20 protein-coding genes are annotated in these 16,170 nt (G+C 60.7%); 15 read left to right on the top strand and 5 right to left on the bottom strand.

The window, feature by feature from the left end; genetic code table 11:
* Positions 1-192 precede the first annotated feature (192 nt).
* From ACQ4WS_RS25060 to ACQ4WS_RS25115, 12 genes are all read left to right on the top strand, one after another.
* Positions 193-978 (top strand): uracil-DNA glycosylase family protein, encoded by a 786-nt coding sequence (locus ACQ4WS_RS25060; RefSeq protein ID WP_436479668.1) that lies wholly within the window; start codon positions 193-195, stop codon positions 976-978.
* Positions 979-1,010: 32 nt separating this feature from the next.
* Positions 1,011-1,562 carry a riboflavin biosynthesis intermediates N-glycosidase gene (gene ybiA, locus ACQ4WS_RS25065; RefSeq protein ID WP_436479669.1) on the top strand — a complete coding sequence of 184 codons (552 nt, stop codon included), beginning with the start codon at positions 1,011-1,013 and terminating at the stop codon, positions 1,560-1,562.
* Between the two features lie 189 nt (positions 1,563-1,751).
* Positions 1,752-2,228 carry a Fe-S cluster assembly transcriptional regulator IscR gene (gene iscR / locus ACQ4WS_RS25070; protein ID WP_034779566.1) on the top strand — a complete coding sequence of 159 codons (477 nt, stop codon included), beginning with the start codon at positions 1,752-1,754 and terminating at the stop codon, positions 2,226-2,228.
* A 40-nt stretch (positions 2,229-2,268) separates the two neighbouring features.
* Entirely contained in the window at positions 2,269-3,525 is a 1,257-nt protein-coding gene (locus ACQ4WS_RS25075) for an IscS subfamily cysteine desulfurase (protein WP_436479670.1), read from the top strand.
* A 54-nt stretch (positions 3,526-3,579) separates the two neighbouring features.
* Positions 3,580-3,969, top strand: a complete 390-nt coding sequence (gene iscU, locus ACQ4WS_RS25080; RefSeq protein WP_010399775.1) for a Fe-S cluster assembly scaffold IscU — start codon at positions 3,580-3,582, stop codon at positions 3,967-3,969.
* A 51-nt stretch (positions 3,970-4,020) separates the two neighbouring features.
* Positions 4,021-4,341: an iron-sulfur cluster assembly protein IscA gene (iscA, locus tag ACQ4WS_RS25085; protein WP_010399774.1), complete on the top strand. Its 321-nt coding sequence runs from the start codon at positions 4,021-4,023 to the stop codon at positions 4,339-4,341.
* Between the two features lie 66 nt (positions 4,342-4,407).
* Positions 4,408-4,923, top strand: a complete 516-nt coding sequence (gene hscB / locus ACQ4WS_RS25090; RefSeq protein ID WP_436479671.1) for a Fe-S protein assembly co-chaperone HscB — start codon at positions 4,408-4,410, stop codon at positions 4,921-4,923.
* Between the two features lie 88 nt (positions 4,924-5,011).
* On the top strand, positions 5,012-6,892 hold the full coding sequence (hscA, locus tag ACQ4WS_RS25095) for a Fe-S protein assembly chaperone HscA (RefSeq protein ID WP_436479672.1): 1,881 nt from the start codon (positions 5,012-5,014) through the stop codon (positions 6,890-6,892).
* A gap of 195 nt (positions 6,893-7,087) precedes the next feature.
* Positions 7,088-7,429: an ISC system 2Fe-2S type ferredoxin gene (gene fdx, locus ACQ4WS_RS25100; protein ID WP_034750070.1), complete on the top strand. Its 342-nt coding sequence runs from the start codon at positions 7,088-7,090 to the stop codon at positions 7,427-7,429.
* A gap of 1 nt (position 7,430) precedes the next feature.
* Entirely contained in the window at positions 7,431-7,625 is a 195-nt protein-coding gene (gene iscX, locus ACQ4WS_RS25105; protein ID WP_230517957.1) for a Fe-S cluster assembly protein IscX, read from the top strand.
* Positions 7,612-8,529, top strand: coding sequence for a class I SAM-dependent methyltransferase (locus ACQ4WS_RS25110; protein ID WP_436479673.1), 918 nt, complete (start codon positions 7,612-7,614; stop codon positions 8,527-8,529). Before iscX ends, ACQ4WS_RS25110 begins: the two co-directional genes overlap by 14 nt.
* Before the next feature lie 173 nt (positions 8,530-8,702).
* Positions 8,703-9,461 carry an rRNA pseudouridine synthase gene (locus ACQ4WS_RS25115; RefSeq protein ID WP_436479674.1) on the top strand — a complete coding sequence of 253 codons (759 nt, stop codon included), beginning with the start codon at positions 8,703-8,705 and terminating at the stop codon, positions 9,459-9,461.
* Here the strand turns inward: ACQ4WS_RS25115 and ACQ4WS_RS25120 are convergent.
* The 5 genes from ACQ4WS_RS25120 to ACQ4WS_RS25140 form a co-directional block, all read right to left on the bottom strand.
* Complete coding sequence (locus tag ACQ4WS_RS25120) at positions 9,458-9,886, bottom strand: group III truncated hemoglobin (RefSeq protein WP_436479675.1); 429 nt, start codon at positions 9,884-9,886, stop codon at positions 9,458-9,460. The two genes, ACQ4WS_RS25115 and ACQ4WS_RS25120, sit on opposite strands and share 4 nt — an antisense overlap.
* Positions 9,887-9,949: 63 nt before the next feature.
* The gene (locus tag ACQ4WS_RS25125; protein ID WP_436479676.1) at positions 9,950-10,486 is read right to left on the bottom strand and encodes an RDD family protein; all 537 of its coding nucleotides are present in this window, start codon (positions 10,484-10,486) and stop codon (positions 9,950-9,952) included.
* Entirely contained in the window at positions 10,476-11,234 is a 759-nt protein-coding gene (locus ACQ4WS_RS25130) for a DUF3106 domain-containing protein (RefSeq protein ID WP_436479677.1), read from the bottom strand. Before ACQ4WS_RS25130 ends, ACQ4WS_RS25125 begins: the two co-directional genes overlap by 11 nt.
* Before the next feature lie 2 nt (positions 11,235-11,236).
* Positions 11,237-11,641 (bottom strand): DUF3619 family protein, encoded by a 405-nt coding sequence (locus tag ACQ4WS_RS25135; RefSeq protein WP_436479678.1) that lies wholly within the window; start codon positions 11,639-11,641, stop codon positions 11,237-11,239.
* Entirely contained in the window at positions 11,638-12,207 is a 570-nt protein-coding gene (locus ACQ4WS_RS25140) for an RNA polymerase sigma factor (protein ID WP_436479679.1), read from the bottom strand. The genes ACQ4WS_RS25135 and ACQ4WS_RS25140 overlap by 4 nt, the downstream gene beginning before the upstream one ends.
* A gap of 497 nt (positions 12,208-12,704) precedes the next feature.
* Between ACQ4WS_RS25140 and ACQ4WS_RS25145 the strand changes: the two genes are divergently transcribed.
* The 3 genes from ACQ4WS_RS25145 (at position 12,705) to ilvC (ending at position 16,021) form a co-directional block, all read left to right on the top strand.
* Complete coding sequence (locus ACQ4WS_RS25145) at positions 12,705-14,435, top strand: acetolactate synthase 3 catalytic subunit (protein WP_071650268.1); 1,731 nt, start codon at positions 12,705-12,707, stop codon at positions 14,433-14,435.
* Positions 14,436-14,437: 2 nt separating this feature from the next.
* Positions 14,438-14,929: an acetolactate synthase small subunit gene (gene ilvN, locus ACQ4WS_RS25150; RefSeq protein WP_010399754.1), complete on the top strand. Its 492-nt coding sequence runs from the start codon at positions 14,438-14,440 to the stop codon at positions 14,927-14,929.
* A gap of 75 nt (positions 14,930-15,004) precedes the next feature.
* Entirely contained in the window at positions 15,005-16,021 is a 1,017-nt protein-coding gene (gene ilvC / locus ACQ4WS_RS25155) for a ketol-acid reductoisomerase (RefSeq protein WP_034750044.1), read from the top strand.
* Positions 16,022-16,170: the final 149 nt, after the last annotated feature.

Raw genomic sequence — 16,170 nt, forward strand, 5'->3', positions numbered from 1 at the left:
GTTTCGCTGCTGGACACCCAGCAGCGCTTCCAGCTTGTGAAATGAACCGCCGTATGCGGAACCGCACGTACGGTGGTGTGAGAGGGCGGCTGAGGTAACTCAGCCCCCTACTCGATCGTGCTTGATTTGGGGCCATCAAGTCCAGCTTGTCGGTAGGCTACAATTTGCGTTTGCCCAAATACTTTACGCGCCATGACTGCAACAATCGTTCCTGCCAGCATCATCGATGCCCTGTCTCTGGCGCATGCTTCCTGGCGTCCCATCCTGCTGCGCGGCTTGCAGGCCGTGATGGCGGCCGATCCCGCCTACCTGCCGGTGCTGGCCATCGACGATTATCTGCCCACGCAGGGCCGGCTGTTCGCCGCCTTTGCCTTGCCGCTGGCGCAGGTGCGCTACGTGCTGGTGGGCGAGGGTCCGTATCCGCGCGCCGACAGCGCCACGGGCGTGTGCTTCATGGATGGCGCCGTCGGCAGTTTATGGTCGGCCACGGGCCTGTCGAAGCCCGTCAACCGCGCCACCTCCCTGCGCAACTTCATGAAGATGCTGCTGGTGGCCGATGGCCAGTTGCAGGGCGACGACACGTCCGGCGTGGCCATGGCGCCCGTGGCGGCCGCCGCGCAGCTGGCGGGCAGCGGCGTGATCCAGACCCTGCCCGACTTGCAGCGCAAGATGACGGAGCAGGGCTTCTTGCTGCTCAATGCAGCGCTGGTGTTCCGTTCCCATGTGCCGCCCGTGCAGGATGCGCGCGGCTGGCTGCCCTTCCTGCAAGTGGTGCTGGAAGCGCTGGCGCAGCAGGGCGGGGCGGCCGTGCCGCAATTGGTGTTGTGGGGCAAGATTGCCGAGCTCATCAAGCGCCTGCCGGTGGCGGCATCCTTGCCGCAGGTGACGGCGGAACATCCGTATAATCTGTCCTTTATCGGCAATCGTGACATGCAGGCCTTGTTTGGCCCGATGCAACTATTGCGTGCTTTAGCTTGAATCATCGCCTGTCTGGCGGAAGTGCGGGGAATATGCAAATCAGTAACGTGGAAGAATTGAAGGCGTGGATCGCGGCGGGCGGCGTGCCCGACTATCTGTATTTCTGGGGTCACACGCCGGCGCAGCCGCAGGTGCCCGACAAAAGCTGCTTCAGCCAGTGGTTCCCGTCACCGTTCAGCCTCGCTGGCGTGACGTATGCGACGGCCGAACACTACATGATGGCGCAAAAGGCGGCCCTGTTTGGCGACACGGCCGTGCAAGCGCGCATCGTGGCGGCCGGGCGGCCGTCGGAAGTGAAGAAGCTGGGCCGCGAAGTGGCGAACTTTGACGCCAGGGTGTGGGAAGCGGCGCGCGCCGGCATCGTCTTCGATGGCAATTTTGCCAAGTTCTCGCAAAAGGCCGCACTGCGCAAGTTTTTGCTGGGCACGGGCGAGCGCGTCATCGTCGAAGCCAGTCCCGTCGATCGCATCTGGGGCGTGGGCCTGGCGTCGGACAATCCGCGCATCGGCGATCCATCGCGCTGGGACGGCTTGAACCTGCTGGGTTTTGAACTGATGAAAGTACGCAGCGCTTTACGTGCCTGAGCCGTACTGTTGTTTTCCTGACGCCGCCGCGCCTGGCGCGGCCGGCCATGCCCCTGCCAGCCCTGTGGTCATCGAGGGGCGCTCTGACAAACCCCGCCGAATTTGTTATACTTGACTAAATCATTCAACTACTCAGGGTTTGAGGAGTTGAAAAACCGCAATATTTTAAACCAGTTGACCAGAGGATGTATGCGTCTGACTACAAAAGGCCGTTTTGCCGTGACTGCGATGATCGATCTTGCCCTGCGCCAGGGCAAGGGGCCGGTCACCTTGTCCGGCATCAGCCAGCGCCAGTCGATTTCCCTGTCTTACCTGGAACAGCTGTTCGGCAAGCTGCGCCGCCATGAGATCGTCGAATCGATCCGCGGTCCGGGCGGCGGTTACAGCCTGGCGCGTCGCGCCGACAAGGTGACGGTGGCCGACATCATCATCGCCGTCGACGAACCGCTCGATGCCACGCAGTGCGGCGGCAAGGAGCATTGCCACGGCGCTGATGCGGCCACGGGTGCGCGCTGCATGACGCATGAATTGTGGTCCACACTCAACGAAAAAATGGTCGATTATCTGGATTCTGTGTCCTTGCAGGACCTGGTCGACCAGCAGAGACAAAAGATTGCCGAGCAAAGCGTGATGGTGATGCACCGTAACCACGCCGCCCTCGGTTGATAATGACAAAAATACCAGTTGCTGATTGCAGGAGTTATTGATGAACGCCCCAGAAAAAAACGTAGGCCAAGTGCACTTTGAAACCGCACCGCATTTCCCGATCTACATGGATTACTCGGCCACCACGCCGATCGATCCCCGCGTCGCCGACAAGATGATTCCCTACCTGCGCGAGCAGTTCGGCAATCCGGCATCGCGCAGCCACATGTATGGCTGGACGGCGGAAAAAGCCGTGGAGGAGGCACGTGGCTACGTGGCGGCCCTGGTGAACGCCGATCCGCGCGAAATCATCTGGACGTCCGGCGCGACGGAAAGCAACAACCTGGCCATCAAGGGCGCGGCGCAGTTCTACAAGACCAAGGGCAAGCACATCATCACCGTCAAGACCGAGCACAAATCGGTGCTGGACACGGTGCGCGAACTGGAACGCATCGGCTTTGAAGCGACCTACCTGGAACCGCAAGACAACGGCCTGATCACCGTCGAGCAGCTGGCTGCGGCCGTGCGCCCGGACACCATCCTCGTGTCGGTGATGCTGGTGAACAACGAAATCGGCGTGATCCAGCCGATCGACGAGATCGGCGTGTTCTGCCGCTCGAAAGGCATCATCTTCCATTGCGACGCCGCACAAGCGACGGGCAAGCTCGTCATCGACCTGCAAAAGACGAAGGTCGACCTGATGACCTTCACGGCGCACAAAACCTACGGCCCGAAAGGCGTGGGCGCCCTGTACGTCTGCCGCAAGCCGCGCGTGCGCCTGGAAGCGCAGATGCACGGTGGCGGCCATGAGCGCGGCCTGCGCTCGGGCACCCTGCCGACGCACCAGATCGTCGGCATGGGCGAAAGCTTCCGCATCGCCAAGGAAGAGATGGACAGCGAAATCGGCCGCATCAAGGCCTTGCGCGACCGCCTGGCCAAGGGCTTGCAAGAGATCGAAGAAGTCTACATCAACGGCGACATGGAGCACCGCGTGCCGCACAACCTGAACGTCAGCTTCAACTACGTCGAAGGCGAGTCGCTGATCATGGCCATCAAGGATATCGCCGTGTCGTCCGGTTCGGCCTGCACCTCGGCCAGCCTGGAACCATCGTACGTGCTGCGCGCCCTGGGCCGCAGCGACGAACTGGCGCACAGCTCGATCCGCTTCACCATCGGCCGCTTCTCGACCGAGGAAGACATCGACTTCGCCGTGAACCTGCTGAAATCGAAAGTACACAAATTGCGTGAGCTGTCGCCCCTGTGGGACATGTTCAAGGAAGGGATCGACATCAATTCGATCCAATGGGCGGCACACTAACCATCACGCAGGTCCCGCTCACGGGGCCGGCAAGAATATTAAAGGAGCATCAAAATGGCTTACTCGGACAAAGTACTCGATCACTACGAAAACCCGCGCAACGTGGGCGCTTTCGACAAGGGTGATGACACCATCGGCACCGGCATGGTGGGCGCGCCTGCCTGCGGCGACGTGATGAAACTGCAGATCAAGGTCGGCGCCGATGGCTTGATCGAAGACGCGAAATTCAAGACCTACGGCTGCGGTTCGGCCATCGCGTCGAGCTCGCTGGTGACCGAATGGGTCAAGGGCAAGACCCTGGATCAGGCGCTGGCCATCAAGAACACGCAGATCGCCGAAGAACTGGCCCTGCCGCCAGTGAAGATCCACTGCTCCATCCTGGCGGAAGACGCCATCAAGGCGGCAGTGCTGGATTACCAGACCCGCCATCCAGTAGCAGCTTAAACGTTGGCAGCCCGCCCCAGCCGCAAGGCCGGGGCAGTTGCGGAGAAATACATGATCACACTGACCGAAAAAGCGGCGAAACACATCAACCGTTATATCGAACGGCGCGGCAAGGGCATGGGCCTGCGCTTTGGCGTGCGCACCACGGGCTGCTCGGGCCTGGCCTACAAGCTCGAATATGTCGATGAAGTGGCGGCCGAAGACAGCGTCTTCGAATCGCACGGCGTGAAAGTCTTCGTCGACCCGAAAAGCCTGCCTTACATCGACGGCACGGAACTCGATTTCGCGCGCGAAGGCTTGAACGAAGGCTTCAAGTTCCACAATCCGAACGAAAAAGACGCCTGCGGCTGCGGCGAGTCCTTCAGGATTTAAACAGCTGGCAAGACCCCGGTCGGTGCGCTGTACCCATCGATTGCGGTACAGCGACCACTGACCATTATGCAAAACCACTTCGAATTATTCCAGTTGCCAGCGCAGTTCTCGCTCGACATGAGCGCGCTCGACGCGGCCTACCGCGACGTGCAGGGCAAGGTCCATCCGGACCGTTTCATCAACGCCAGCAGTGCTGAAAAGCGCGTGGCGATGCAATGGGCCACGCGCGCCAATGAAGCCTACCAAACCCTGAAAAGCCCGCAAAAGCGCGCGCAATACCTGTGCGAGCTCCATGGTGTCGACCTGCAGACGGAATCGAACACGGCCATGCCGGTCAGCTTCCTGATGCAGCAAATGGAATGGCGCGAAGAACTGGGCGATGCGCGTGCCGGCAAGGATGCCGACGCGCTCGACGCCCTGGACCGCCAGCTGCGCGGCGAACGCAAGGCCTTGCTGGCCCAGGTGGCGGCCCAGCTGGACGCCGCCGACTACGTGAATGCCGCGCAAAGCGTGCGCGCCCTGATGTTTCTCGACAAATTCGGCGAAGAAGTGCGTTTTGCCTACGAGGCCATGGAAGCCTGACTGGCCAAGCGCCAGTCCGGCGCGCGTCTTATAATGCTCGACAGGCATCAGCTGCATCACGCAAAAAATTAATCGAGGCACGAATACAATGGCACTTCTGCAAATTTCCGAACCAGGCATGTCGACCGCGCCGCACCAGCACCGCCTGGCCGTCGGCATTGATCTGGGCACCACCAATTCCCTGGTCGCCACCGTCCGCAACAGCATTCCCGAGGTGCTCAACGACGAAGACGGGCGCTCCTTGCTGCCGTCCGTCGTGCGCTACCTGCCGAACGGCCATGCGAACATCGGCTACAAGGCCCTGTCCGCGCAAACCACCGACCCGAAGAACACCATCGTGTCGGTCAAGCGCTTCATGGGTCGCGGCCTGGCCGACATCGCCTACGCGGAAAACCTGCCCTACGACTTCCAGGACACGCCTGGCATGGTGCAGCTGAAAACCGTGGCCGGCGTGAAAAGCCCGGTCGAAGTGTCGGCGCAAATCCTCGCCACCCTGCGCCAGCGCGCGGAAGACTCGCTGGGCGACGACCTGGTGGGCGCCGTCATTACGGTACCAGCGTATTTCGACGATGCCCAGCGCCAGGCCACGAAAGATGCGGCACAGTTGGCCGGCATCAATGTCTTGCGCCTGCTGAGCGAGCCGACGGCCGCCGCCATCGCGTATGGCCTCGACAATGCCTCCGAAGGCGTGTACGCCGTGTATGACCTCGGTGGCGGCACCTTCGATATCTCGATCCTGAAGCTGAGCAAGGGTGTCTTTGAAGTGCTGTCCACGGGCGGCGATTCGGCCCTCGGTGGCGACGATTTCGACCGCCGCCTGTTCTGCTGGATCAGCGAACACGCCAAGCTGGCGCCCCTGTCCGACGAAGACACGGCCATCCTGATGGTGAAAGCACGCGAGATCAAGGAAACACTGTCGACCAAGTCGGAAACGATGATCGACGCGGCCTTGAACTCGGGCGAAGAAATCCACCTGCGCATCACGGCAACGGAATTTGCCGCCATGACGCAGCACCTGGTGGGCAAGACCATGAACGCCATCAAGAAGGCCCTGCGCGACGCGAACGTGGATGCGGACGACGTCGACGGCGTGGTGATGGTGGGCGGCGCCACGCGCATGCCGCACGTGCAGCGCGCCGTGAGCGAATTCTTCCACACGACGCCGCACGCGAATATCGACCCCGACAAGGTGGTGGCGCTGGGCGCGGCCATCCAGGCGAATTTGCTGGCAGGCAACCGCGCCGCCGGCGACGACTGGCTGCTGCTGGACGTGATCCCGCTGTCCCTGGGCATCGAGACCATGGGCGGCCTGGTGGAAAAGATCATCCCGCGCAATTCGACCATTCCCTGCGCCCGTGCGCAGGAATTCACGACCTTCAAGGATGGCCAGACGGCGCTGGCCGTGCACGTGCTGCAGGGCGAGCGCGAACTGGTGAGCGATTGCCGTTCGCTGGCGCGCTTCGAGCTGCGCGGCATTCCGCCGATGGTGGCGGGCGCCGCGCGCATCCGCATCACCTACCAGGTCGATGCGGATGGCTTGCTGTCGGTCTCGGCGCGCGAACTGCGCTCGGGTGTGGAAGCGTCGATCAGCGTCAAGCCGGCCTACGGCCTGGGCGACGACGACATCTCCCGCATGCTGCAGGATTCCTACACGTCGGCCGACGTCGACATGGTGGCGCGCGCATTGCGCGAAGAACAGGTGGAAGCGGAACGCATCTTGCTGGCCACGCAGTCGGCGCTGGACGAAGACGGCGGCTTGCTCGACCAGGCGGAACGCGTAGCGCTCGATGGTTTGATGAGCAAGGTGCGCGACGCCATTGCGCAATCGCAAAGCGGCGCCATCGACCACCAGGCCTTGAAGCTGGCGATCGAGCTGCTCGCCGACGGCACCGAGGATTTCGCCTCACGCCGCATGGACCGCAGCGTGCGCACTGCCTTGAAGGGCAAGTCGCTGGATCAAGTCGTGTGAGGACACCTGACCAAACCTACTGCGCGTCGCGCTTTGCGGCCGGCGATGCTCACCGTACTAGAGTACGGTTGCGCTTCTCGGCCACAAATCACTGCCGCTCGCTACGGTTTTGCCAGGTGTTGTAATAGTGTTGAAATGCGCGCCGTGTGCCATTGCTGCGGCAGCGCCCCAAATCATTGAAATTGTAGAGGTAATATGCCCCAAATCGTCATTCTGCCGCACGCCAAGCTTTGCCCGGACGGCGCCGTCATCGAAGCCCCGGCCGGCAAGTCCATCTGCGACATCCTGCTGGAAAACGACATCGACATCGAGCACGCCTGCGAAAAATCGTGCGCCTGCACCACTTGCCACGTGCTGGTGCGCGAAGGCATCGAATCCCTGAACGAGGCGACGGAACTGGAAGAAGACATGCTGGACAAGGCCTGGGGCCTGGAAGCCGTGTCGCGCCTGTCGTGCCAATCCATCGTGGCCGAGGCCGACCTCGTCGTCGAAATCCCGAAATACACGATCAACCAGGTCAGCGAAGGCAGCCACTAACATGAAATGGTCCGACATCAACGCGATCGCCGAGGCGCTGTATGACGCGCATCCGGACATCGATCCCCTGACCGTGCGTTTCACCGACCTGCATAACTGGGTGGTGGAACTGGACGGCTTCGACGATGACCACACGCGCGGCGGCGAAAAGGTGCTCGAAGCGATACAGATGGCGTGGATCGATGAAGCGCGCTAAGGGTGCGGCAGCCGCCGCCACCGCAGTCGCTGCGCCGAAAGACATCATCACGGCCGCCAGCAATATGCCAGAAATCAAGGATGGCCAGTCGGTCGCCTTGCTGCAGGAATTGCACATCCTGACGCGCGACGGCAAGATGAACCAGGACAGCCGCCGCAAGCTCAAGCAGGTGTACCACCTGACGCAGTTCATCGAGCCGTTGCTGCGCGAAGTGCAGCTCGACCATCCCGGCGTGTCCTTGGTCGACCACGGCGCCGGCAAGTCCTACCTGGGTTTCATCCTGTATGACCTGTTCTTCAAGAACGGCAACGACGGTTCGCACATCTACGGCATCGAGACGCGCGAAGAGCTGGTGCAGCGCTCGCAAGAGCTGGCCAAGAAATTCAAGTTCCCCGGCATGTCGTTCTTGCCTCTGTCCGTGGCCGAATCGACGGAGTCACGCTTGCTGCCGCAGCAGATCGACATCGTCACGGCCTTGCATGCGTGCAACACGGCCACCGATGACGCGATCCACTTTGCCTTGAAGAAGAAGGCGAAATTCATGGTGCTGGTGCCGTGCTGCCAGGCGGAAGTGGCTTCCATCTTGAAGAAGAACAAGGGCAAGAGCCTGGGCAAGAGTGTCTTGACGGAATTGTGGCGCCACCCGCTGCACACGCGCGAGTTCGGCAGCCAGATCACCAACGTGCTGCGCTGTCTGCAGCTGGAAGCGCATGGCTACCAGGTCAGTGTGACGGAACTGGTGGGCTGGGAGCATTCGATGAAGAATGAACTGATCATCGCCAGTTACAAGAACTTGCCGCGCCAGCGCCCGACGGAGCGGCTGCAGGAAGTGCTGCAGACCTTGGGTCTGGAAGAGATGGGTCATCGCTTCTTTGCCGAGGAATTGGCAAAAGCGACGGCCTGATTGTTGGCTTACGCGGCAAGCCGCTAAGCCAAGCTACAAAATCTGTCACGGCCGCGTAGGTCGGATTAGCGCGCAAGCGCGTAATCCGACAACCACTAGCGCAATCAACAAGAGGGGAGGAGCGGGTCGGTTACAATACCGGCTTTCTCCTCCCTTGCTTTTTGCGCCTCCCCATGACCACACCACACGAAATGCCCACCGTCCGCCTAGCCAAGCGCCTGTCTGAAGACGTACCTTGTTCGCGCCGCGAGGCCGAACTGTATATCGAGGGCGGCTGGGTCACGGTCGATGGCGTGCTGGTGGAAGAGTCGGGCGCGCGCGTGGCCGACAATCAAGCGGTGGTGCTGCTGCCGAACGCGACCCTGGAAGAAATGCCGCCCGTGACGATTCTGCTGCACAAGCCGGCCGGCATCAATGGCGGCGTGGGCGCGGAAGGCAAGCCAGCCTTGAGTTGCCTGCGTCCCGAAGAAATTTTCACGCCGGAAAATGTGGCGCCCAGTTCCGTCACGCGCTTCCTCAAGCGTCATTTGATCGGCTTGACCATCACCAATCCGCTCGAGACCATGGCGTCCGGCTTGCTGGTGTTTACGCAGGATTTCCGCGTGGCCCGCAAGCTGGTCGACGAAGCGAAAACGGTGGAGCAGGAATTCATCGTGGAAGTGTCGGGCGCCATCGCCGAGAATGGCCTGGCGCTGCTGAATCACGGCTTGCCCTTCAATGGCAAGCCTTTGCCGCCGATCAAGGTCAGCTGGCAGAACGAGACGCGTTTGCGCTTCGCCCTGAAAAATGTGCAGCCGGGCCAGATCGCCCATATGTGCAAGATGGTGGGACTGGACGTCGTCGCCATGAAGCGCCTGCGCATCGGCCGCATTTCGATGGGCGCCATGCCGTCAGGTCAGTGGCGCTATCTGCAGGGTTACGAACGCTTCTAACGCTGCGGCGCCACGATGGCGTGGCTTTCCGCAAAGCTTTTCCATAGCCGTTCGGCAATATTCAAGGCGATGGTATCGGCCTTCTCCTGCAAGGCCGCATTGCCCATGCTCTCGGTGGTGGCGAAGAACAGGGTCAGCCAGCGGCGGAACATGCAGGGCGTCAGGTGTTCCATTTGCGCGTGCTGGGCCAGCGGCTTGCCGTGATAGCGCATGGTGCCGCGCAGCAAGCCTGACCAGAAATCGATCAATGTTGCCAGGTGGGCATCCCAATCCTTGACCTCGGCGGCAAAGATGGGCCCCAGCATGGCGTCGTCGCGGGCGGCCGCATAAAAGGTGTGGACGAGATGCTTGACGTCGTCTTCGCTGCAGACTTCCTCGCGGTAGGGCGCAAAGCGTGTGTGGGGGAGGGGGGCGGTATTATTCATGGCATGCCATGATCGCAGAGCCCCCGTGGCGCTTCAATGACCCAGGTCAAGCCGTGCAAAAACTCAGACAGCCACTTGCTTCGACTTCTTCGCGGGCGCAGGCAATTGCACGATCTGCGTGCCGACCAGCTTGTCGTGCAGGAATTGTCCATTGCCCGTGAACAAGGCCGTGGCCGACCAGGCCAGGATGCCCACGCCGATGGCGCCCAATGCCGCCCAGTGCTGCAAATCGAATACATACGACACCAGCAGGGCTGGCAGCAGCCACATCCATGACAGGACGTAGCGGTACGCGGCCACCCGCAGCGGCACGTGGGCGTGGCCCGCCAGCACCAGTTGCAAGCGCCAGGTTTTCATGGCCAGGGTCTGGCCTTCGCGGCTCCACTGGTGGATGAAATACGCCCCCATGACGAGGAAGGCCAGGCATTGGCGCATGTGTTCCGTCAACGGCGTATGCGCGCCTTGCACGGCCAGTTCAAACAGCAGGAATGGCAAGAACAGCACAGCCAGGGCCAGCAGCGACTCGTACACCATGGAAATCAGGCGGCGCTTGATCGTGGGATGGGAAGTGATGCTGGCGGCAGGCGTGCTATTTGACATTGTTTGGCAGTGGGGCAGGCGTGGTGGGTGGCGTGACAGGCACGGTGGCGGGGGCCGCGGCAGGATCGCTTGCCGGCACGGTCGTCGCTGCGGGAGCGGGCGGCAGGGCAGGCGCGGCGGCGGCAGGCGCTGCCGGCGTGGCGGGCGCCATGAGCACGGGTGGCTTGCTCGTGTTGGAATTGATCGCGGGCACCTTGCCCAGCGGTTTTTTCGGCACGAGTTCCGTCGCCAGCTTTTTCTTTTGCTCTTCTGGCAATTGCTGGTACTGCTCCCATTGCGCGGTTTTTTGACCCGGATCAATCTTCTGCGTGCGCGCATAGTTTTCGCGCACCAGGCTGCGCTGTGCCGGCGTCAGCTTGACCCATACACGCATGCGTTCATGCACGCGGGTTTGCTCGTTGGGCGACATGGAGGCAAAGCGGCTGGCGATATCGAGCCATTTCTGCTTGCGCAGCGGTTCCAGCTTGTTCCACTCGCCCGCCAGCGGCTGCAGGGCTTCCTGCTGCGCGCGCGACAGCTTGTTCCACGCTGGATTCTCGCCGGTCTTCGGCGTGCCGCCTTTGCCTGCCGTGCGGGGCGAGCCGGGCTTGGCGGCCGGCGCCGGCGCCACCACGGGCGCGGCTGCCACGGGAGGCGCGGCGGGCGCGGCATGTTGCTGCGCGCCTACCCAGGCGGCGCCAGCCAGGGCGCAGGCACCCAGGCCGATGCCGCCAGCCAGCCAGCCTTTGCGTACGCTTGAGCCTGTCATGCTTATTGCTCGCGTTTCGTCAGGTAGGCGTTGAAGCCATGGTCCATGTAGGCGGAGAGCGGCAATTCGTCCGACAGCACGGCGGCGTCTATTTCTGCCAGTTCGGCAATATGTTGTTCTTGCTCAAACTGATAGATGCCCACCAGGCCGCCGACCAGCAGCAGCAGGGGGATGATGACGCTCATGCGGCCCAGCCACGACAGCGGCTCGACCAGCAAATGGCTGGCGACGCCGGCGAAGACGTCCTTGCGCACGGCAACGGCGGCGGGCGCGTCCGCCTTCTTGCGCGACAGGGCCAGCTTGCGTGCCGCTGCCAGGCGGTCGGTGGCCGATGCGGGCAGGTCGTCGAGTTTTTCGTTCAGTGCATGGCGCACTTTGTAAGCGAAATTGAGATCGTCGGTGTTCATAATTTAATTCCCTTGGCTTTCAGCGATTCGGCGAGCGTGTGGGTAGCTCTAGAGCAATGTGTTTTCACGCTACCTTCGGAGCAACCCATCGCTTCCGCTGTTTCAGCCACATCCATGTCCTGCCAGTAACGCATGAGGAAGGCTTCGCGTTGACGTGAGGGCAGTTTTTGTACCTCTGCATCAATCAAATCAAGGATTTGCGCGCGTTCGACCTGGTCGGCCGAGGATTCGGCGGCGCTGGTGCCCTGTTCCGATTCATACGTGTCAAGTAGTTCAAAATCCTCATGCTCGTCGCCCGAGGGCTTCATGCCGGAAAACAGGCTGACCCAGGTGTTGCGCACTTTTTCGCGGCGAAAATAGTCGAGTATGGTGTTTTGCAAGATGCGCTGGAACAACATCGGCAGCTCGGCGGCCGGCTTGTCGCCGTATTTCTCGGCCAGCTTGATCATCGCATCCTGCACGATGTCGAGTGCCGATTCCTCCTTGCGGACCGCGTAGGCGGCCTGCTTGAAAGCGCGCCGCTCGACATTTTCTAGAAAGTCGGATAATTCTTTGTCTGTTGCCATGCGGTATGGGGCGAGCTAACGGCTGCGTGTGCTGTGGGCGGAAGGGAGACGGGACTGCTTTTCGTAAACTGAGCGCATGCTAGCAAAAAATGTGCGTTTCCGCAGGGTTTTTGCATATCGGGTGAGTAAAAAGGCAGCAGGGCTGACATTTTCCTTGACCATAATGGTGCAACGCGATAACGTATGGGACGCTTTGAACACCCCAAAGCCCTATGGTCAGGTCGCGACCGGCACACAAGGCCATCCGCGGCAAGACGCGCTTTCATTTGTAGGCAGTTTGTTCTAACCCGCGCCACAAGCGCGAGCGGTTCGTACAGGCGCCACAGAAACTCCGGCCAAACGAGTTGCGTTAAGCGTTGTTTTGTAAGGTATCTATGGGTGCCCAAAGAAATGTCGTGACCGCATGAAAAGGGAAGCAGGAGCACTGTCGCGCACGGCGAACTTCGTCAGGAAAGAACATCCGATCAATCTCCAATGGACCTTGAAAGGAATGTTTCATGAATACCGAAGCAGCAGCAGGACCCATTACCGGCGCAGAAATTGTCGTGCGCTGTCTGGCTGAAGAGGGCGTCGAGCACGTCTTTGGATACCCGGGCGGAGCCGTACTCTACATCTACGACGCCATCTTCCAGCAAAATAAATTCCAGCATATCCTGGTACGCCACGAGCAGGCCGCGATCCACGCCGCCGATGCCTATTCGCGCAGCTCGAACAAAGTCGGTGTCGCCATCGTCACGTCCGGTCCGGGCGTCACGAATGCCGTCACGGGCTTGTCGACCGCGTACATGGACTCGATTCCCATGGTGGTGATCTCCGGCCAGGTGCCGAGCCACGCCATCGGGCAAGATGCGTTCCAGGAATGCGACACGGTCGGCATCACGCGTCCCGTGGTCAAGCACAACTTCCTCGTCAAGGACGTCAAGGACCTGGCAGCGACGATCAAGAAAGCTTTCTTCATCGCCCGTACCGGCCGTCCGGGACCCGTGCTGGTCGATATCCCCAAGGATATCAGCATGCACAAATGCCATTTCGACTATCCGAAGGAAGTCGAGATGCGTTCCTACCGTCCCGTCGACAAGGGCCATTCGGGCCAGATCCGCAAGGCCGTGCAGCTGCTGCTGCAAGCCGAACGTCCGATGATCTACACGGGCGGCGGCGTGATCCTGGCGAATGCGTCGGCCGAGCTGAACAAGCTGGTCGACCGCCTGGGTTTCCCTTGCACCAACACTTTGATGGGCCTGGGCGGCTACCGCGCCTCGAGCGAGCAGTATGTCGGCATGCCTGGCATGCACGGCACCTATGAAGCGAACATGGCGATGCAGAACTGCGACGTCCTGATCGCCATCGGCGCCCGTTTCGACGACCGCGTGATCGGCAACCCGAAACATTTCGCCTCGCATCCGCGCAAGATCATCCACGTGGACATCGATCCATCGTCGATTTCCAAGCGCGTGAAGGTCGACATTCCCATCGTTGGCAACGTCAAGGATGTGCTGATCGAATTCCTGGCGCAGCTGGACGCGGCCGAAGCCAAGCCGAACGTCAATGCCTTGAGCAATTGGTGGAAGCAGATCGCCGAATGGCGTGGCCGCGAATGCCTGAAATATCCGACCTCCGACCTGGTCATCAAGCCGCAATCGGTGGTGGAAAAGGTGTTCCAGATCACCAAGGGCGATGCCTTCATCACCTCCGACGTGGGCCAGCACCAGATGTGGGCCGCACAATATTATGGCTTCGACAAGCCGCGTCGCTGGATCAATTCCGGCGGCCTGGGCACCATGGGTGTCGGCTTGCCGTACGCCATGGGCGTGCAGATGGCCAATCCGGATGCCACCGTTGCTTGTATTACCGGCGAAGGTTCGATCCAGATGTGCATCCAGGAACTCGCCACGTGCAAGCAGTATCACCTGACGCCGAAGATCATCATGCTCAACAACCGTTTCCTCGGCATGGTGCGCCAGTGGCAGGAAATCGATTACGGTTCGCGCTATTCCGAGTCGTACATGGATTCGCTGCCCGACTTCGAAAGGCTGGCTGAAGCGTATGGCCACGTGGGCATGAAAATTGAAAAACCGGGCGACGTTGACGGCGCCCTGAAAGAGGCGTTTGGCATGAAAGACAGGCTGGTATTCATGAACTTCATTACCGACCAGTCCGAAAACGTGTGGCCAATGGTGAAAGCCGGCAAGGGCCTGTCCGAAATGATGCTCGGTTCGGAGGATCTCTAATCATGCGCCATATTATTTCTGTCTTGCTGGAAAACGAAGCGGGCGCCCTGTCGCGCGTGGTGGGCCTGTTCTCGGCACGCGGCTACAACATCGAAACCTTGACGGTGGCGCCGACGGAAGACTCGACCCTGTCGCGCATGACCATCGTCACCAGCGGCTCGGACGACATCATCGAGCAGATCACCAAGCACTTGAACCGCCTCATTGAGGTAGTCAAGGTGGTCGACCTGACCGAAGGCCAGCATATCGAACGCGAGTTGATGCTGATCAAGGTCCGTGCCGTGGGCAAGGAACGCGAGGAAATGAAGCGCACCGCCGATATCTTCCGTGGCCGCATCATCGATGTCACCGAAAAGACGTACACGATCGAACTGACCGGCAACAAGGTCAAGCTGGACGCGTTCATCGATTCGATCGACCGCGCCGCCATCCTGGAAACCGTCCGCACGGGTGGTTCCGGCATCGGCCGCGGCGAACGCATCCTCAAAGTATAAAAGCACATAGCAGCACTACGCGGCCCTGGCGCCGCATTTAAAACAACAACGCATCATCAAATTATAGGAAATACCATGAAAGTTTTTTACGACAAAGACGCTGACCTCTCCTTGATCAAAGGTAAAAACGTTGCCATCATCGGCTACGGTTCGCAAGGCCACGCGCACGCACAAAACCTGAACGATTCGGGCGTCAACGTCACCGTCGGCCTGCGCAAGGGCGGCGCTTCGTGGACCAAGGTCGAGCAAGCGGGCCTGAAAGTAGCGGAAGTGAACGACGCCGTGAAAGCGGCCGACGTCATCATGATCTTGTTGCCAGATGAAAACATCGCCCAGGTCTACAACGAAAACATCGCCCCGTTCGCCAAGCAGGGCGCCGTGCTGGCCTTCGCTCACGGCTTCAATGTGCATTACGGCCAAGTCGTGCCACGCGCCGACCTGGACGTGATCATGGTTGCGCCGAAAGCCCCGGGCCACACCGTGCGCGCCACCTACACCCAGGGTGGCGGCGTGCCCCACCTGATCGCCGTGTACCAGGATAAATCGGGCATCGCCCGCGATATCGCCCTGTCGTACGCGTCGGCCAACGGCGGTGGCCGTGCCGGCATCATCGAAACGAACTTCCGTGAAGAAACCGAAACGGACTTGTTCGGCGAACAGGCCGTGCTGTGCGGCGGCGCCGTGGAACTGATCAAGGCCGGCTTCGAAACCCTGACGGAAGCGGGCTACGCGCCTGAAATGGCTTACTTCGAGTGCTTGCACGAACTGAAACTGATCGTCGACCTGATCTATGAAGGCGGTATCGCCAACATGAACTACTCGATCTCGAACAACGCCGAATACGGCGAATACGTGACCGGTCCTAAAGTCGTGACGTCGGCCACCAAGGATGCGATGCGTCAATGCCTGAAAGACATCCAAACGGGCGAATACGCGAAGAGCTTCATCCTGGAAAACAAGGCAGGCGCACCGACCCTGATCTCGCGCCGCCGTTTGACGTCCGAGCACCAGATCGAAGAAGTGGGCGCGAAACTGCGCGCCATGATGCCTTGGATCGCCAAGAACAAGATGGTTGACCAGTCGAAAAACTAAGCAGTTTCTTGCACAGCAAAGCCGGCGCAAGCCGTAATGCCGTTCAGTTAAGCAGGTTTTCGTAGAACGCGCATGGCATAGCGCTTTGGTTTTGCCTTGACGGCCCGGTCGAATTTTCGATCGGGCCGTTCGTCATTGAGAAGACTAAC

The sequence above is a fragment of the Janthinobacterium leeuwenhoeki genome (assembly GCF_051380795.1).
GTDB lineage: Bacteria > Pseudomonadota > Gammaproteobacteria > Burkholderiales > Burkholderiaceae_D > Janthinobacterium.

Excerpts from the sequence above, each read along its gene's own strand:
- ACQ4WS_RS25060 (WP_436479668.1), top strand. The coding sequence starts at position 193 with ATGACTGCAACAATCGTTCCTGCCAGCATCATCGATGCCCTGTCTCTG.
- ybiA (WP_436479669.1), top strand. The coding sequence starts at position 1,011 with ATGCAAATCAGTAACGTGGAAGAATTGAAGGCGTGGATCGCGGCGGGC.
- iscR (WP_034779566.1), top strand. The coding sequence starts at position 1,752 with ATGCGTCTGACTACAAAAGGCCGTTTTGCCGTGACTGCGATGATCGAT.
- ACQ4WS_RS25075 (WP_436479670.1), top strand. The coding sequence starts at position 2,269 with ATGAACGCCCCAGAAAAAAACGTAGGCCAAGTGCACTTTGAAACCGCA.
- iscU (WP_010399775.1), top strand. The coding sequence starts at position 3,580 with ATGGCTTACTCGGACAAAGTACTCGATCACTACGAAAACCCGCGCAAC.
- iscA (WP_010399774.1), top strand. The coding sequence starts at position 4,021 with ATGATCACACTGACCGAAAAAGCGGCGAAACACATCAACCGTTATATC.
- hscB (WP_436479671.1), top strand. The coding sequence starts at position 4,408 with ATGCAAAACCACTTCGAATTATTCCAGTTGCCAGCGCAGTTCTCGCTC.
- hscA (WP_436479672.1), top strand. The coding sequence starts at position 5,012 with ATGGCACTTCTGCAAATTTCCGAACCAGGCATGTCGACCGCGCCGCAC.
- fdx (WP_034750070.1), top strand. The coding sequence starts at position 7,088 with ATGCCCCAAATCGTCATTCTGCCGCACGCCAAGCTTTGCCCGGACGGC.
- iscX (WP_230517957.1), top strand. The coding sequence starts at position 7,431 with ATGAAATGGTCCGACATCAACGCGATCGCCGAGGCGCTGTATGACGCG.
- ACQ4WS_RS25110 (WP_436479673.1), top strand. The coding sequence starts at position 7,612 with ATGAAGCGCGCTAAGGGTGCGGCAGCCGCCGCCACCGCAGTCGCTGCG.
- ACQ4WS_RS25115 (WP_436479674.1), top strand. The coding sequence starts at position 8,703 with ATGACCACACCACACGAAATGCCCACCGTCCGCCTAGCCAAGCGCCTG.
- ACQ4WS_RS25120 (WP_436479675.1), bottom strand. The coding sequence starts at position 9,886 with ATGAATAATACCGCCCCCCTCCCCCACACACGCTTTGCGCCCTACCGC.
- ACQ4WS_RS25125 (WP_436479676.1), bottom strand. The coding sequence starts at position 10,486 with ATGTCAAATAGCACGCCTGCCGCCAGCATCACTTCCCATCCCACGATC.
- ACQ4WS_RS25130 (WP_436479677.1), bottom strand. The coding sequence starts at position 11,234 with ATGACAGGCTCAAGCGTACGCAAAGGCTGGCTGGCTGGCGGCATCGGC.
- ACQ4WS_RS25135 (WP_436479678.1), bottom strand. The coding sequence starts at position 11,641 with ATGAACACCGACGATCTCAATTTCGCTTACAAAGTGCGCCATGCACTG.
- ACQ4WS_RS25140 (WP_436479679.1), bottom strand. The coding sequence starts at position 12,207 with ATGGCAACAGACAAAGAATTATCCGACTTTCTAGAAAATGTCGAGCGG.
- ACQ4WS_RS25145 (WP_071650268.1), top strand. The coding sequence starts at position 12,705 with ATGAATACCGAAGCAGCAGCAGGACCCATTACCGGCGCAGAAATTGTC.
- ilvN (WP_010399754.1), top strand. The coding sequence starts at position 14,438 with ATGCGCCATATTATTTCTGTCTTGCTGGAAAACGAAGCGGGCGCCCTG.
- ilvC (WP_034750044.1), top strand. The coding sequence starts at position 15,005 with ATGAAAGTTTTTTACGACAAAGACGCTGACCTCTCCTTGATCAAAGGT.